This is a genomic window from Paraplanobispora siamensis, assembly GCF_016863175.1.
GTDB lineage: Bacteria > Actinomycetota > Actinomycetes > Streptosporangiales > Streptosporangiaceae > Planobispora > Planobispora siamensis.
Genome location: NZ_BOOJ01000012.1, coordinates 345395 through 360015, shown reverse-complemented (window position 1 = coordinate 360015; position 14621 = coordinate 345395). Strand labels below are relative to the sequence as shown.

The window sequence follows — 14621 nt, the reverse complement described above, 5'->3', positions numbered from 1 at the left end:
CCCACTGGCCCCGGCCCACTGGCCCCGGCCCACTGACCCCGGCGCTCCCGTTCCGGCGCTCGCCCGTCCGCGGCCCTGCCGATCAGCCCCGCCCCCGGCACCCGCCCGTCCGCGGCCATGTCCGCCGGACCCGGCCCTCGTCCGCCGGCCCGCCCCGGCGGTCCCGTTCTCGATGAAAGGACCCTTCCCGTGCTCTGGCTCACCTGGCGGCAGCACCGCGCGCAGATCCTGGTGACCGGCGGGCTGCTGCTCGCCCTGGGCCTGCTGCTGCTCGTCTCCGGACTGCGGGCGGGCGCCTACGTCGCCGAGCACGCCCCGCCCGGCTGCCCCGGTCCCGGCGCCGCCTGCCTGGAGGTGAACTCGGCGCTCTACGAGGACTTCTACAACCCGGTCTACCTGGTCTTCGGCCTGCTGCCCTTCCTCGGCTCGGGGCTGATCGGCGCGTTCTGGGGCGCCCCGCTGCTGGCCACCGAGTTCGAGCGCGGCACCGCCACGCTGGCCTGGACGCAGTCGGTCTCCGTCGGGCGCTGGCTGGCGGTCAAGCTCGCCGTACTCGGCGCCGTGGTCGTGACCGCGGCGCTGGCGCTGTCGGCGATGATCGGCCTGTGGCTGAACGTGTTCCAGGACGCGCTCGGCGACCGGAGGTTCCACGACGGCGTGTTCTCCGTGGTCGGGGTCGTCCCGGCCGCGTGGTGGCTGTTCGCGTTCATGCTGGGCGCCGCCGCCGGGACCTTCTTCCGCCGGACCCTCGCCGCCATGGCGGTGACCGTCGCGGCGATCGCCCTGACCGTCCCGGTGATCTTCTTCTCCCGCGACGCCTACGCCGAGCCGGTGAGGACCGTCACCGCCGAGTGGTCGGCGCTGTTCAGCGGCGACGGCAAGGTGGTCGACCAGGCGTGGGTCGACCCCGCCGGCCGCGAGGCGCGGGACCAGCCCTCCGGTGTCTGCCCGCCGCCCTCCGGCCTGCCCGCGCAGTCGGAACGCGCCCAGCGGCTCGTGGAGGAGTGCCTGATCGGCAAGGGCTACCGGATGGCCGTCTACCACCATCCGCCCACCCGCTTCTGGCGCTTCCAGTGGACCGAGACCGGCATCCTCCTCACCGCCGCCCTGACGCTCGGCGGCCTGACCGCCGCGCGCACCCTCCACCGCCGGAGCTGAACCCCACCGGCCCGGCGGCCACACGATGTCCGCGAGTCACACGATGTCCGGGAGTCAGACGACGTCCGGGAGTCAGACGACGTCCGCGAGTCAGACGATGTCCACCTCCGCGTGCGGCAGGCCGCCCGACAGGGACGGGAACCCGGGACCGCGGTCGAAGAAGGGGCGCTCGCCGGGCAGGAGGGCACGAAGCCCGGCGCGGCGGATCTCGGTGGCCTCGGCGTCCACCCGCAGGTCGTCGCGCGGGCCGTACAGGACGACCCCGTAGTCGTCGCGTGCACCCTCCGTCGACACCTTGCCGTCGCGCACGTCGGCGGCCACCGCCTCCGGCGCGCGCTCCAGCGGGTCGCCCCACCCGCCGCCGCCGGTGGTGCGCACCCGGATCACCTCGCCCGCGCGGACCGGGGAGTCGTCGACCAGGCCCTCCATCTCCCGGCCCTCGATCTCGACGGTGAACGGCCGCCCGGCCCGGCCGCCGTTCACTCCCCAGCACGACAGGATCGAGCGGTCGGCGATGGACATGAACGAGGCGTCGCGGAGCATCCGGATGTGCTTGTCGTAGCCGAGGCCGCCCCGGTACAGGCCAGGTCCGCCGGAGTCGGCGGCCAGGCCCAGGCGCTCGACCCGGAACGGCCAGCGGGACTCGGCGAACTCGACGGGGATGTTGCGCGAGTCGGGCACGACGTGGATCGTGTCCTCCCCGTCGGCGTACCAGCGCCCGCCCGAACCGCCGCCCAGGACCTCCCGCATCAGGTACGGCGCGCCGTCGGCGTCCTCGCCGTAGACGCCGGTGTAGCGGATCGTCTCCTGGTCGGCCGGCATCCGTCCGCCGGTCGCCTTGGCCAGCACCCCGGCCAGCACGCCCAGCAGCCGCAGGATGACGAACGTGCGGGCGTTGGTCGGCGCCGGGAAGATCGGGGTGAGCAGCGTTCCCTTCTCCGGGAAGCGCATCTCGATCAACGGGACGACGCCCTCGTTGACGTCTAGCTCGGCCATGCGCTCGGGGGTGTCGGCGAGGTTGCGCAGGATCGGGGCGAGCCACTTCTTCAGGAACACCCCGCCCGCGTAGTCGCCCGCGTGGTTGATCGGCCCCTTGGCCTGCGGCGAGGTGCCGGTGAAGTCGATGACCAGCGGGACCTCGGCGGAGTGTTCGACGGTCAGGGTGATGCGCTGGGTGTGCAGGCGGGGCTCGTCCACGCCGTCGTGCTCGGCGTAGTCCTCCCACACGTGCGTGCCCTCGGGGATCTTGGCCAGCAGCTCCCGCCGGAACGTCTCGGTGGTCTTGGAGATGATCGCGTCGAAGCACGCCTCCACCGCCTCGCGCCCGTAGCGGTCGAACAGCTCGCCCAGCCGCCGTGCGCCCATCAGACAGGCCGAGCACTCGGCGTCCAGGTCACCGGCCAGCGAGTCGGGCATCCGGGAGTTGCGCGTCATGATCGTCAGGGCCGCCCGGTTGGGCGTCCCCCGGTCCCATAGCTTGATCGGCGGGACCATCAGCCCCTCCTCGAACACGCTGCGCGCGTGCGAGGGCATCGATCCGGGGACCGCCCCGCCGATGTCGTCGTGGTGCCCGAACGCCTGCACGAACGCGACCACCGCGCCGTCGTGGAAGACCGGGACCGTGACGCACAGGTCCGGCAGGTGGCCGATGCCGCCCTCGGACAGGTAGACGTCGTTGTGGAAGAACACGTCGCCGGGGTTCATCTCCTCGATCGGGAAGTCCCGGACGATCGGCTGGACCAGCGCCGAGTAGGACCGGCCGGTCAGCTTGCGCAGCCGTACGTCGTGGATGCCCGCCCGGAAGTCGTGCGCGTCGCGGATCATCGGCGAGCGGGCCGTGCGCGCGATGGCGGTCTCGACCTCCTTCTCCACCGAGGCGAGCGTCCCCTCGACGATCTCCACCAGCACCGGATCCGCAGCCTGCGCGGCCCCGCCAGCGTCTATTGCTCGCTCACCCTCCCCATTCGCTCCGCGGCCCGCTCGTCCCTCGCGGCCCGCTCCGCTCACTCCGTCGGGTTCACTCGTGGTCACGGCGCACCTCCAGATTGCCGAACTCGTCCATGGTCGCCGTGAATCCCGGGTGGACCGGGAGGGTGGAGCCGTACTCCTCGACGACCGCGGGCCCGCGGACCACCGCGCCGGGACCGAGGTCGGCGCGGCGGTGGATGGGGGCCGGGGCCCACTCGTCGTAGAAGACCTCGCGGGTCCGCGCCGGTCCGGGGTCCGCCGTGCCGTACGGCCTGCGCCGGATCGCCGGGCGGGTGATCGGGCCGATCCCGGAGACGCGGAGGTTGACCCACTCGACGCCGTGCCGGGGGTCGTCGCGGTAGCCGTACCCGTAGAGCTTGTCGTGCTCGCGGTGGAAGCGGTCCAGCACCTCCTCGCGCCAGGCCTCGTCCAGCGGCCCGGCCGGGGCGGGGACGCGGACCTCGTAGGCCTGGCCGTAGTAGCGCAGGTCCGCGCTGCGCGCGAAGACGTGGTCGGTGAAGCCCTCGCGGTCGAGGGCGTCGGCCGCCTGGGCCTCCAGCTCGCCGAAGATCTCGGCGGCGGCGCCGAGGGACAGCTCGCGGGTGACGAAGGTGCGCACGTAGTCGTTCTTGACGTCCACGGTGAGCAGGCCGAACGCCGAGACGTTGCCCGGGTCGGGCGGGACGACCACCGCGGGCAGGCCCAGGATGTCGATCAGGCGGCAGACCAGCAGCGGCCCCGAGCCCCCGAAGGCCACCATCGGGAAGTCGCGCACGTCCAGGCCGCGCTTCACGGTGATCTGGCGGATGGCGTTGGACTGGTTGAACGCGCTGATCTCCAGGATGCCCGTGGCGGTGCGCTCGGGGCTCAGCCCGAGCTTGCCCGCCAGCGCCTCGACGCCCTGCCGGGCGGCGTCGGCGTCGAGCGGTATCTCCCCGCCGAGCAGGTGCGGCGGGACCCGGCCGAGGAAGACGTGCGCGTCGGTGACGGTGACCTCGGTGCCGCCCCGGCCGTAGCAGAGCGGTCCGGGGTCGGCCCCGGCGGACTTCGGCCCGACCTTGAGCGTGCCCTCCGGCGAGACCCACGCGACGGAGCCGCCGCCCGCGCCGACGGTCACGATGTCGATCATCGGGATCTTGCAGGGATAGCGGCCGATGCTGCCCTCGGTGGTCAGCGAGGGCTCGCCGTCGACGACCACCGCGACGTCGGTGGAGGTGCCGCCGCCGTCCAGGGTGATCACCGACGGGTGCCCGGCGGTGGAGGCGATCAGCGCGGCGCCGAGCGCGCCCGCGGCCGGGCCGGACAGCACGGTCGTGATCGGCTGGTGCACGACCTCGGCCGCCGACAGCACGCCGCCGTTGCTCTTCATCACCGAGAACGGCATGCCCAGGCGCTCGGAGAGGTTGGCGATGTAGCGGCGCATGGTCGGCTTGACCGCCGCGTCCACCAGCGTGGTCACCGACCGCTCGTACTCCCGGTACTCGCGCAGCACGTCGCTGGAGATCGACACGACCGCCCCGGGATGCTCGCGCGCCAGCACCTCGCGCATGCGCAGCTCGTGATCGGGGTTGGCGTAGGAGTGCAGGAAGCACACCCCGATCGCGGTGATCCCCCGGTCGCGGAACCAGCGGGCGGCCTCGGCGGCCCGCGCCTCGTCGAACGGCCTGACCTCGGCGCCGGTGTGGTCCATCCGCCCGCCGACCGTCCTGACCCGGTGCACCGGGACGATGCGGGGCGGCTTGACCCAGAAGTAGGAGTTGCCGTAGCCGTCCGGCACGCTCTGCCGGGCGATCTCCAGGATGAACTCGAAGCCCTCGGTGGTGACGAAGCCGAGGTCGGCGACGCGGTCCTCCAGGAGCTGGTTGGTGGCGACCGTGGTGCCGTGCACCACCGCCGACACCCTGGTGCCGGAGGGGATGCCGGACGGCACGGTCTCCGGTCCGGCCGCGCCGAGGACCTTCGCGATGCCCGCCATGAAGCCGTCGGCCGGGTTGGCGGGGGTCGAGGGGGTCTTGGTGGTGGTGATCTCACCGGTCTGCTCGTCCACCGCGACCACGTCGGTGAACGTGCCTCCGGTGTCGACGCCGATACGGACGCTGCGCATGACCCCGTGTCTACCCAGTCGCGCCGACCGGGCAAATCGGCGGACTCTGCCGAAGCTCGCCCTGATCCTTGGCAACCTCGGCGCGCCCGATGATCTCCGGCGCTGCCTTGAGGAACTCCCGCCTCGCCGCGCGCGTCTTTGATAGTGCGACGCCCCGCATGGTGCGGCGTCCCCACCGACCTCGAAAGGCAGACTCCGTGCTCAGCTCGTTCTTCGGAAACCTGGACCAGAGCCAGGCTCCCGGCCACTTCGCCCAGCAGAACAGCAAGATGCTACGGGTCCAGCTCAACGGAGAGGTGCTCGCCCGGCAGGGGTCGATGGTCGCGTTCCAGGGTCAGATGGACTTCGACTACGAGGGCTCCGGCGGGATGGGCCGGTTCCTGAAGAAGATGGTCACCGGCGAGGGCACGCCGCTGATGCGCGTGCGCGGCCAGGGCATGCTCTTCCTCGCCGACAAGGCCCAGGACGTGCACCTGTTCTATCTGCAGAACGAGGCGCTCACCGTCAACGGGAGCAACCTGCTGGCCTTCGACCCGCAGCTCACCTGGGACATCCAGCGGGTCCAGGGCGCCGGTGTCGCCGCCGGAGGCCTGTTCAACACCACGATCACCGGCACCGGCTGGGTGGCGGTCACCGCCTACGGCGCGCCGGTGCTGCTGGACACCTCCCAGGCGCCGACCTTCGCCGACGGCCAGTCCGCGGTGTGCTGGAGCACCGGGCTGCGGGTGGGCGTCAACCGCACCTTCAAGGCGGGCGCGATCATCGGCCGCGGGAGCGGCGAGGCCCTGCAGCTCGCCTTCCAGGGCCAGGGCTTCGTCCTGGTCCAGGCCAGCGAGGGCCCGATCGTCCCGCAGACGGCCTGACCGTCCCGGCCCGCGGCGGGCCGTACGGCTCCGCGACCGTACGGCTCCGCGGTGGGGAGACGCCTCCCGCCCGGGCGGGAGGCGTCTCCCGGCCGGGGAGTCAGCGGCGGCGCGTGCCCATGGTGGAGTTGATCACCGCGTCGGCGTCGTGCGCGTGGATCTTGGCGGCGAGCCGGATGGCCATCTCGTTGGCGCGGCGCAGCTCGGCCTCGACGCGGGCCTTGCCGGACTGCCCGACCTGGACCCCGAAGTAGGCGCCGATGATCGCGCCGGAGACGCCGACCAGGCCGGCGAACGGGGCGCTTCCCTCACCGTCCTGCAGCGCGATCACCACGAAGCCGACCAGGATGACGATCAGGCCGGTCAGCACCACGTAGAACCCGTACCGCCAGCGGGCCGCCTCCGCCTGGGCGGCGACCGCCTCGTCCTCGGTCATCATCGCGGCGAGTGCGGCGGGCATCTCGGCGGTCTCGGAGGAGGCCGCGGGCGCCGGGGCGGGCGGGACGGCGGCGGGCACCGCCCCCGACGGGGCGGGCTTGGCTGCGGCGGCGGCAGGGGCGGGGGTCTTGGTAGTCGTCACGGGTTCTCCCAGGTTCGGTCGGGCACAAAGAATCTCCCACGCTTTACGGAAACAAGCCACGTTGAACCTTGACCGGCGCGGGAACTGTGATTCCTACCAAGGGCACACGTGCCCAAACACCTGCGGCGGACCCACTAAGCTGGCGGCCCGTGACCGAATTGTCTGCGCTGTCCGCTGTCCCCGCCGGAACCCGGCATGGGGTGCTGCGCTTCTACTTCGGCCCGATGGACTGCGGCAAGTCCACCCTGGCCCTGCAGATGAACTACAACCACGGCCGCCAGGGCAGGCGCGGGCTCGTGCTGACCAAGCACGACCGCTCGGGCGGGGCTCGGGTCACCAGCCGGATCGGCCTGGGCAGCGAGGCCGTGGAGGTCGAGGACGGCCTCGACCTGGTGGGGCTGGTGCTGGCGCACAAGCCCATCGACTACGTCATCTGCGACGAGGCCTGCTTCTACAGCGTCGAGCAGATCGAGCAGCTGGCCGACCTCGCCGACGAGCACGGCATCGACGTCTACGCCTTCGGGCTGCCCTCGGACTTCCGCTCGCAGATGTTCCCCGCGGCCCAGCGCCTGTTCGAGCTGGCCGACGAGATCAGCCGCCTGCAGGTCGAGGTCCTGTGCTGGTGCGGCCGCCCCGGCCGGCTGAACGCCCGGGTGGTGGAGGGCAGGATGGTCCGCACCGGCGAACAGGTCGTCATCGGCGACACCGGCGCCGACCCGATCCGCTATCAGGTGCTGTGCCGGCGCCACTATCGCGCCGGCGACCTCGGGGACGGCTGATCCCGCCCCGGCCCGCGGCCCATCAGGTACGGCGTACCTCGGCCTGACTGAGTACGGGCCGGCCCAACGGAGTACGGCCCGGCCTATGAGGTATGGCGCGCCTCGGCCTGACGGGGTACGGCCCGGCCTGCGGAGTACGGCGCGCCTCGCCGGAGTCCGCCGCTCTCACGAGTCCGGCAGGACCCTCTCGGGTACGGGCTGCCGGAGCCGTCCCCCCTCGCGCTCACGGCGGGCCGCCCAGACACCCAGCGCGGCCACCACCGCGACCTCGGTGACGGCCAGTCCGCGCTCCACCAGCCCGAGCGGCATCACCTGCCACCAGGCCAGCCCGCTGCGCTCGGCGAACACGATCGCCCCGGCGATGCCCAGCAGCCAGAGCACCGAGCCCAGCCCCAGCGCGGACACCGCCAGGGAGGGCAGGCGCCACTCGGGGTGGCGCCGCCAGGGCCTGGCGATGATCAACGCCGCGATGGGCAGGCTGAGGAACGCCACGATGCTGCCCGCCCGGTGGATGCTCCCGCTGAGGCTCGGCCCGACGGACCAGTCGTGCTTGGGGAACCAGGCGGTCACCAGCAGCCCGGCGCTCCACGCGAGCAGCCCGAGGCTCCCCAGCGACCAGGTCGCCGTCAGCCTGCGGCCCACCAGCGACGCTCCGATCGTCAGCGAACCGGCGGCCAGCAGGCCGACGCCCAGGGAGAAGAGCCAGCCGTGCTCACCGAGCCCGTGCTCGCTGATCGTCCGCCGTAGCGGGTTGACCTCGGCCAGGTAGGCCAGGTCCAGGCCGAGGACGATCATCGCCCCGGCCCCCACGGCTGCCAGCCCTGCCTGCGCGGCTCGCTGCACGATCATCCTTCCCGTCGCGGCTGTTCCCTCATCACAACGGGAGGAGCCCGCCGGCGATTCCGGCGGGCCCCGGGCAGGAGAGGTTCCGGCGGGTGTCCGCGGGGGTCAGACCGCGCTGTGGGGGGTCAGACGCGATGGGAGTCAGACCGCGCAGTGGTCGTCGTCGCAGCCGTCCCCGGCCTGTGCGGCAGGAGTCTGCCCCGTCCGCTCGGCGACCTCCTCCAGCGCGGCCAGCAGGGCGTCCTCGGGCTGGGCGCCGGAGACGGCGAACCGGCCCTCGAACAGGAACAGCGGGACGGAGGTGACGCCGATCGCGCGGGCCCCGGCCAGGTCCTCCCTGACCGCCGCCGCGCCCTCCTGCCCGTCCCCGGCCCCGAAGCCGACCCGGACGCCGAGCTCACCGGCCAGCTTCTCCAGGACCTCGGCCGAGCCGATGTCGAGCCCGTCGGTGAAGTGGGCGCGGAAGAGGCGTTCGAGCATCTCCTCGCCCCGGCCCTGCTCGGCGGCGAGCCGGATGAGCCGGTGGGCCTCGAAGGTGTTGGCGTGCACCGCCCGGTCGAAGTTCAGCTCCAGGCCGTCCTCGGCCCCGGCGGAGACGACCCGCGTCATCATCTGCCCGGCCCGCTCCGGCCCGCCGAACTTGGCGGCCAGCCACTCGATGAGAGGCTCTCCCCTGGACTCGACGTCCGGTGCGAGCTGGAACGGCCGCAGCACGACCTCGACCTGCCCGCCCTTGGCGCGATAGCGCTCGGCGGCGCGGGCGAAGCGGGTGTGGCCGATGTAGCACCAGGGGCACACGACATCGGAATAGATCTCAACCTTCACGTAAGCGTGCAACCGTGGCGGGGGCCCGCCCATTCCGCGCCGGCCTCCGGGCCCCCTTCCGGATCCCCGCAGCTCACCGGCGGAGCTCAGGCCTTCAGCCTCCTGAACGTGCGCGCGGAGAGGGGGAGGAAGACGGCGGTGATCAGCACCGGCCACACGACCGCCATGAGCACCGCGTTCTGCTCGACCCAGGAGTCCGCGCCCATGCCGGGGTTGGCGAACAGCTCGCGGGTGGCCGACGCCGTCGCCGACAGCGGGTTCCACTCGGCGATCGCACCGAGCCAGGCGGGCATGGTGCCGGCGTCCACGAAGATGTTGGACAGGAACCCGGCGGGCCAGACCAGGATCTGGACCGCGCTGACCGTCTCCGGTCCCCCGGAGGCCAGGCCGATGAAGATGCCGATCCACAGCAGGGCGAAGCGCAGCAGGAGCAGCAGCCCGACGGCGGCCGCGGCCGCGCCGGCCCCGCCGTGCCAGCTCCAGTCCAGCAGCAGCCCGGTGACCATCATCACGGCCAGGCCGACGACGGAGTTGAGCATGTCGGCGGCGCACCGGCCCAGCACGACGGCCGAGGAGCTCATCGGCAGCGAGCGGAACCGGTCGGTCACCCCCCGGGAGGCGTCCGTGGTCACCGCCATCATGGTGGTCTCCAGCCCGAAGAGCATGGTCATTGTGAACATGCCGGGCATCAGGAACTCGAAGTAGTCGCCCCCGCCCGGCACGCTGATCGCCCCGCCGAACAGGCCGCCGAAGATCAGCACGATCATGACGGGGAAGACCCATCCGACCACGACCGTGCCGGGCCGCCGGGTCCAGTGGGCCAGGTCGCGCAGGGTGATCGTCCAGGCGTCCGCCAGCGCCCGGGCGAACCTGAGCGGCGGCGAGTCGCCGGACCCGGCCGGGAGCGAACCGGCGGACCGGGGCTGAACGGCCGCGTTCATGCGCGCACCTCCGTCCTGTCGTCCCCCGTCAGGCGGAGGAAGACCTCGTCAAGGGTGGGACGCCGGAGCGTGATGTCCTCCGGCTCGATGCCCGCCTCGTTCAGGGCGGTCGCGACCCGGACCAGCGCCCTGGTCCGCTCGGCGACGGGAACGCCGACGCGGTGCGCGGCCGTCTCGACGCTCAGCTCGCCGGACGCCGCGCGCGCCAGAACGGGCAGGGCCGCCTGCGTGTCCGCGGGGCCGGAGAAAACGATCTCGATCCGGTCCCCCTCGACGGCGGACTTGAGCTCCTCGGGGGTGCCCTCCGCGACGACCCGGCCGGCCGTGAGCATGCAGACGCGGTCGGCCAGCCGGTCGGCCTCCTCCAGGTACTGCGTGGTCAGCAGCACCGTGGTGCCGGCGTCCACCAGTTCGCGGACGGCCGTCCACACCTCCTGGCGGGCCGCGGGGTCCAGGCCGGTGGTCGGCTCGTCGACGAACAGCACCGGCGGCGAGACGACCAGGCTGGCCGCCAGGTCGAGCTTGCGGCGCATGCCGCCGGAGTAGCCGCCGACCGGCCTCGTCCCCGCGCCGGTGAGGTCGAACCGCTCCAGGAGCTCGTCCGCCCTGCGCCGGGCCGCGGGAGCCGGCAGGCGGTTCAGCCTGCCGAACATCACCAGGTTCTGCCGTCCGGTGAGGATCTCGTCGACCGCGGCGTACTGGCCCACCAGACCGATGCTCTCGCGGACCCTGCGCCCCTGCGTCCGCACGTCGAACCCGGCGACGCTCGCCCGCCCCCCGTCCATCTCCAGCAGTGTGGACAGGATCCGGATCGCCGTGGTCTTGCCCGCGCCGTTCGGCCCGAGCAGCCCGCAGACCGACCCCGCGGCGACCCGCAGGTCGAACCCGTTCAGCCCCGCCTCCCGCGGGGCCCCGGAATAGCTCTTGCGCACGTCCTGCGCGGTGATCGCACTCTTCTCGTCTTCCATCTCCGCCCTCCTCCCGCACAACCTTACCGTACTGTGTACGGTACATCGTACGGAACGGGATACGATAGAAGGACGACGAGGGTGGGGAGTTTGTTCCTGTGGACGGAAAGAGGAGCTCGGGCGGCGACCCGGCGCGCAGCGTGGCGCTGCTGTGGGGCTCGCACACCAAGGCGGGGCGTTCGGGTCTGACGGTGCGCGCGATCGTCGAGACCGCCATCGGGATCGCCGACGCCGAGGGCCTGGACGCCCTGTCCATGCGCCGCGTCGCCGAGCGGCTGGGAGTGGGCACGATGTCCCTCTACACGCACGTTCCGGGCAAGATCGAGCTGACCGATCTGATGATCGACACCGCCTACGGGCAGCTCTACGACGACGTGGACGCCCCGTCCTCACAGCCCGGCGGGTGGCGGGAGGCGATGGAGTTCGTCGCCGCGCGCAACTGGGACCTCTACCTCCGCCACCCCTGGATGCTGCAGATCGTCACCGCCCGGCCGGTGGTGGGCCCGAACGCCTCGCTCAAATACGAGGCCGAGCTGCGCCCACTGGAGGGCATCGGCCTGTCCGACATCGAGATGGACTCCGTCCTGACCCTGATCCTCACCCACGTCGAGGGCACCGCCAGGATCCGGGCGAGCCTGGACCAGGTCCAGCAGAGCACCGGGATGAGCGAGACCGAGTGGTGGCTGGTCAGCGCCCCCGCCCTGGAGAAGGTCATGGACGCCTCCCGCTTCCCGGTGGCCTCCCGGGTCGGCCAGGCGGCCGGCCAGGCCCACAACGGCGCCACCGACCCGGCGCACGCCCTCGACTTCGGCCTGGCCCGCATCCTCGACGGCGTCGCAGCCCTGATCGCCGGCCGATAGACAGGCCCGGGGAGTCCCCGCGACGACTTCACGGACCGGCCGGAACAGGGGCCGGGAGGCCACGGCGGTCCGGGCCCCTCAGGACGCCGCGGCGATCTCCTCGAGACGGGCGGCGAGCTGGAGGGGGTCGCCGTCGACCAGCGCGGCGACCCCGCGCCACCAGGCGAACCACTCGCCGCTGCGCCACATCCAGTCGACCCGCTCGATCGCGGCCACGACGTCCCCCTTGACCCGCCACTCCCGCCCGGTCTGCTCGGCGGTGGCTCCGTGCCGCAGGGCCCAGACGCGCAGGGCGTCGGCCGCGGCGGGGTCCACCGGCTGCGTGTACGGGTCGGGGTCCTCCCGCAGATGGTGCGGGCCCAGGCCCGCGGCCACGCCCCAGCTCCACTGGGCCTCGGCGGGCCGGGAGTAGCGCAGCGAGTTGAAGTCCAGGTTCGAGCCGAGGTCCTCGTCGGGACGGCGGATCACCACGGCGTCGAGTCGCCCGCCGGCGTCGAAGGCGACCACGATCCGCTGGCCTGGGATCGCGTCGGCCGGGAGCGCGATCCGGTCCTCAGCCTGCCAGGAGTTCAGGTCGGTGACCGCGCTCGGCCTGCCCCAGGTCTCGTCCGCGGAGTCGTCGGCGATCCAGGCGGCCAGCATCTCCAGCACGGTCAGGTCGGCCCACGGGTCGACGGCGGTGGCGGCGCGCAGGACCTCGTCGGGCGCGGGCCGCTTGCCGTCCCTGGCCTGCCGCCACCACTGCTCCCCCAGCTCGCGGGTGCCGACAAACAGCCCGGCCAGCGAGGCGAGCTCGGCGGACCTGCGGGTCAGCGGGGCGCCCCGGGCGAGCTCGGCGCAACGCTCGACGCGATCGGCGCCCAGCACGGTCGCGGCCTCACGCAGCAGGACACCGGCGGATGGCCGCTCCTCCCCCAGGAGATCGTGAATCAGTCGTCTGGCTTCGTTCCGGGCATCCTCAGCACGTGCCTCGCGCATACCCGTCACGTTACGCCGGAAGATCCCCAATCGCGAGGGTTCGTCCGAGGTCAGCGCCTCCGGTCGGCGCGGCCCAGCAGCCAGCCGATCACCGCGCTGCCGAGCGCGATGCCCGCGCCCATCCCGAACGCCGTCACGACCGTCCAGGCCGGTACGCCCTGACGCGCGGGCGGGGCCGGACGTTCGAAGACCCGGACCTGCTCCGCGGGCGCCCCGGGTACGGCGGCCTCGCGCGCCGTTCCGGGGACGGCGGGGGCCGTCCCGGGAACCGGGGCCTCCCCGCCGGAGACCAGGTGGCTCTCGACCGCGGAGAAGAACTCCCCCGCGGTCTTCTTCGCCACCGTGCTGAGCATCCGCTGGCCCACGCCGCCGATCATGCCGCCGACCACGGCGTCGGCGTCGTAGTCGATCCGGGTGCCGCCGTCGACCTCGCTGAGGCGTACCTCCACGGTGGCGTCCACGGTGCCGGGCGCGCCCTGGCCCCTGGCCCTGAGCACGAAGCGCCGGGGGGCCTCGGGCTCGGACAGGGCGACCTCGCCCTGGTAGACGCCCTTGATCGAGGCCACCCCCGCGGTGACCGTCATCCGGTAGGTGTCGGGCCCCGTCTCCTCCAGGCGCTCGCACCCCGGGATCGTGCGCACCAGCACGTCGGGGTTCTGGAGCGCGGACCACACACGATCTCTGTCGATGCCGAGCACGGCGCTGCCTGCGACCTTCACGTCCAGCACTCTAGAGAGTCCCCGGCCACGGGGATAAGAGCAACATCTGCCCTCCGGCGTGTCCGGGGATTGTCAGCCCTGAGGCGTGTTTCCGGATCTCCGCCGTGACGAGGATCCGGAGAACCCGCCCCGGGAACGCCGTCCCCGGACCGCCGGGGTCACCGCTTGCGGCCGACTCCGGCGTACACCGCGGTGGGACGGTCGGGGATCTCCTCCTCAGGGCGCCACCGGTAGACCTCCACCAGACCGGGGTCGACGATCTCGAAGCCGTCGAAGAACCGGGTGATCTCCTCGTGGGTGCGCATGGTCATCGTGGCCGAGGCGCGGTTGTAGACCTGGAGCGTGCGCTGGACCGCCTCGGGGCCGAGCAGGTCCTGGCTGACGTGCGAGACGACCAGGTAGCTGCCCGCGGGAACCGCGTCGGTGATGCGCTTGACCAGGCCGATCGGGTCCTCGGAGTCCTTGATGAACATCAGGATGGCCACGAGCAGGATGCCCACCGGCCGGTCGAAGTCGATGGTGGAGCGCACCTCGGGGTGGTCGAGGATGCTCTCCGGATCGCGGAGGTCGGCCTGCACATAGGTGGACCTCCCCTCCGGGGTGCTCATCATCAGCGCCCGGGCGTGGGCCAGGACCATCGGGTCGTTGTCGACGTACGCGACGCGCGCCTCGGGCAGGACCTGCTGGGCCACCTCGTGGGTGTTGCCCTGCGTGGGGATGCCGGTGCCGATGTCGAGGAACTGGGTGACCCCGTTCTCGACGAGGTGGCGCACGGCCCGGCCCAGGAAGGCGCGGTTCTCCCTGGCGGTGTGGCGGACCTCGGGGACCGCGGCGATGACCTGTTCCGCCGCCACCCGGTCCGCCTCGAAGTGGTCCTTGCCGCCGAGCCAGTAGTCGTAGATCCGCGCGGGGTGCGGCACGGTGGAATCGATCTTGGGGATCTCCCCCTCCGGCGGGGACCAGGGAAGGGGGTTGCTTTCGGCCATGGAGGCTCCGTCTCGGGGAAGTGCGGGCAGCCAGGCGTGATCATAACCA

The 14621-nt window shown here is 72.6% G+C and carries 14 protein-coding genes; 4 read left to right on the top strand and 10 right to left on the bottom strand.

Annotated features, from left to right (window positions below; genetic code table 11):
• The first annotated feature begins 189 nt into the window (after positions 1-189).
• Complete coding sequence (locus Psi01_RS07190) at positions 190-1158, top strand: ABC-2 membrane transporter-related protein (protein ID WP_204063133.1); 969 nt, start codon at positions 190-192, stop codon at positions 1156-1158.
• Between the two features lie 90 nt (positions 1159-1248).
• Here Psi01_RS07190 and Psi01_RS07185 read toward each other — a convergent pair whose 3' ends face one another.
• Together Psi01_RS07185 and Psi01_RS07180 are read right to left on the bottom strand one after the other, a co-directional pair.
• Positions 1249-3066 carry a hydantoinase B/oxoprolinase family protein gene (locus Psi01_RS07185; protein ID WP_239127236.1) on the bottom strand — a complete coding sequence of 606 codons (1818 nt, stop codon included), beginning with the start codon at positions 3064-3066 and terminating at the stop codon, positions 1249-1251.
• Positions 3067-3175: 109 nt separating this feature from the next.
• Entirely contained in the window at positions 3176-5230 is a 2055-nt protein-coding gene (locus Psi01_RS07180; protein WP_204063132.1) for a hydantoinase/oxoprolinase family protein, read from the bottom strand.
• A gap of 197 nt (positions 5231-5427) precedes the next feature.
• Here Psi01_RS07180 and Psi01_RS07175 point away from each other — a divergent pair, with 197 nt between their 5' ends.
• Positions 5428-6093 (top strand): AIM24 family protein, encoded by a 666-nt coding sequence (locus tag Psi01_RS07175; protein ID WP_239127234.1) that lies wholly within the window; start codon positions 5428-5430, stop codon positions 6091-6093.
• A 100-nt stretch (positions 6094-6193) separates the two neighbouring features.
• On the opposite strand, the gene Psi01_RS07170 is transcribed toward Psi01_RS07175, so the two are convergent.
• Positions 6194-6673, bottom strand: a complete 480-nt coding sequence (locus Psi01_RS07170) for a hypothetical protein (protein WP_239127232.1) — start codon at positions 6671-6673, stop codon at positions 6194-6196.
• A gap of 149 nt (positions 6674-6822) precedes the next feature.
• On the opposite strand from Psi01_RS07170, the gene Psi01_RS07165 reads away from it, so the two are divergent.
• Entirely contained in the window at positions 6823-7452 is a 630-nt protein-coding gene (locus tag Psi01_RS07165) for a thymidine kinase (RefSeq protein ID WP_239127230.1), read from the top strand.
• A gap of 165 nt (positions 7453-7617) precedes the next feature.
• Here Psi01_RS07165 and Psi01_RS07160 read toward each other — a convergent pair whose 3' ends face one another.
• The 4 genes from Psi01_RS07160 to Psi01_RS07145 form a co-directional block, all read right to left on the bottom strand.
• Positions 7618-8301 (bottom strand): DUF998 domain-containing protein, encoded by a 684-nt coding sequence (locus Psi01_RS07160; protein ID WP_204063130.1) that lies wholly within the window; start codon positions 8299-8301, stop codon positions 7618-7620.
• A gap of 135 nt (positions 8302-8436) precedes the next feature.
• Positions 8437-9120 carry a DsbA family oxidoreductase gene (locus Psi01_RS07155; RefSeq protein WP_204063129.1) on the bottom strand — a complete coding sequence of 228 codons (684 nt, stop codon included), beginning with the start codon at positions 9118-9120 and terminating at the stop codon, positions 8437-8439.
• Between the two features lie 86 nt (positions 9121-9206).
• Positions 9207-10061 (bottom strand): ABC transporter permease, encoded by an 855-nt coding sequence (locus Psi01_RS07150; protein ID WP_204063128.1) that lies wholly within the window; start codon positions 10059-10061, stop codon positions 9207-9209.
• A complete protein-coding gene (locus Psi01_RS07145) occupies positions 10058-11029 on the bottom strand; it encodes an ATP-binding cassette domain-containing protein (RefSeq protein ID WP_204063127.1) in 972 nt (323 codons plus the stop codon). Before Psi01_RS07145 ends, Psi01_RS07150 begins: the two co-directional genes overlap by 4 nt.
• Before the next feature lie 98 nt (positions 11030-11127).
• Here Psi01_RS07145 and Psi01_RS07140 point away from each other — a divergent pair, with 98 nt between their 5' ends.
• Entirely contained in the window at positions 11128-11889 is a 762-nt protein-coding gene (locus Psi01_RS07140) for a TetR/AcrR family transcriptional regulator (protein WP_204063126.1), read from the top strand.
• Between the two features lie 78 nt (positions 11890-11967).
• On the opposite strand, the gene Psi01_RS07135 is transcribed toward Psi01_RS07140, so the two are convergent.
• The 3 genes from Psi01_RS07135 to Psi01_RS07125 all read right to left on the bottom strand — a co-directional run bounded on the left by Psi01_RS07135 (position 11968) and on the right by Psi01_RS07125 (position 14572).
• Positions 11968-12867 carry a hypothetical protein gene (locus Psi01_RS07135; protein ID WP_204063125.1) on the bottom strand — a complete coding sequence of 300 codons (900 nt, stop codon included), beginning with the start codon at positions 12865-12867 and terminating at the stop codon, positions 11968-11970.
• A 50-nt stretch (positions 12868-12917) separates the two neighbouring features.
• Entirely contained in the window at positions 12918-13586 is a 669-nt protein-coding gene (locus Psi01_RS07130; RefSeq protein WP_204063124.1) for an SRPBCC family protein, read from the bottom strand.
• Between the two features lie 158 nt (positions 13587-13744).
• Positions 13745-14572 carry an SAM-dependent methyltransferase gene (locus Psi01_RS07125; RefSeq protein ID WP_204063123.1) on the bottom strand — a complete coding sequence of 276 codons (828 nt, stop codon included), beginning with the start codon at positions 14570-14572 and terminating at the stop codon, positions 13745-13747.
• Between the last annotated feature and the right edge of the window lie 49 nt (positions 14573-14621).

Excerpts from the sequence above, each read along its gene's own strand:
- Psi01_RS07145 (WP_204063127.1), bottom strand. The coding sequence starts at position 11,029 with ATGGAAGACGAGAAGAGTGCGATCACCGCGCAGGACGTGCGCAAGAGC.
- Psi01_RS07180 (WP_204063132.1), bottom strand. The coding sequence starts at position 5,230 with ATGCGCAGCGTCCGTATCGGCGTCGACACCGGAGGCACGTTCACCGAC.
- Psi01_RS07125 (WP_204063123.1), bottom strand. The coding sequence starts at position 14,572 with ATGGCCGAAAGCAACCCCCTTCCCTGGTCCCCGCCGGAGGGGGAGATC.
- Psi01_RS07135 (WP_204063125.1), bottom strand. The coding sequence starts at position 12,867 with ATGCGCGAGGCACGTGCTGAGGATGCCCGGAACGAAGCCAGACGACTG.
- Psi01_RS07150 (WP_204063128.1), bottom strand. The coding sequence starts at position 10,061 with ATGAACGCGGCCGTTCAGCCCCGGTCCGCCGGTTCGCTCCCGGCCGGG.
- Psi01_RS07160 (WP_204063130.1), bottom strand. The coding sequence starts at position 8,301 with ATGATCGTGCAGCGAGCCGCGCAGGCAGGGCTGGCAGCCGTGGGGGCC.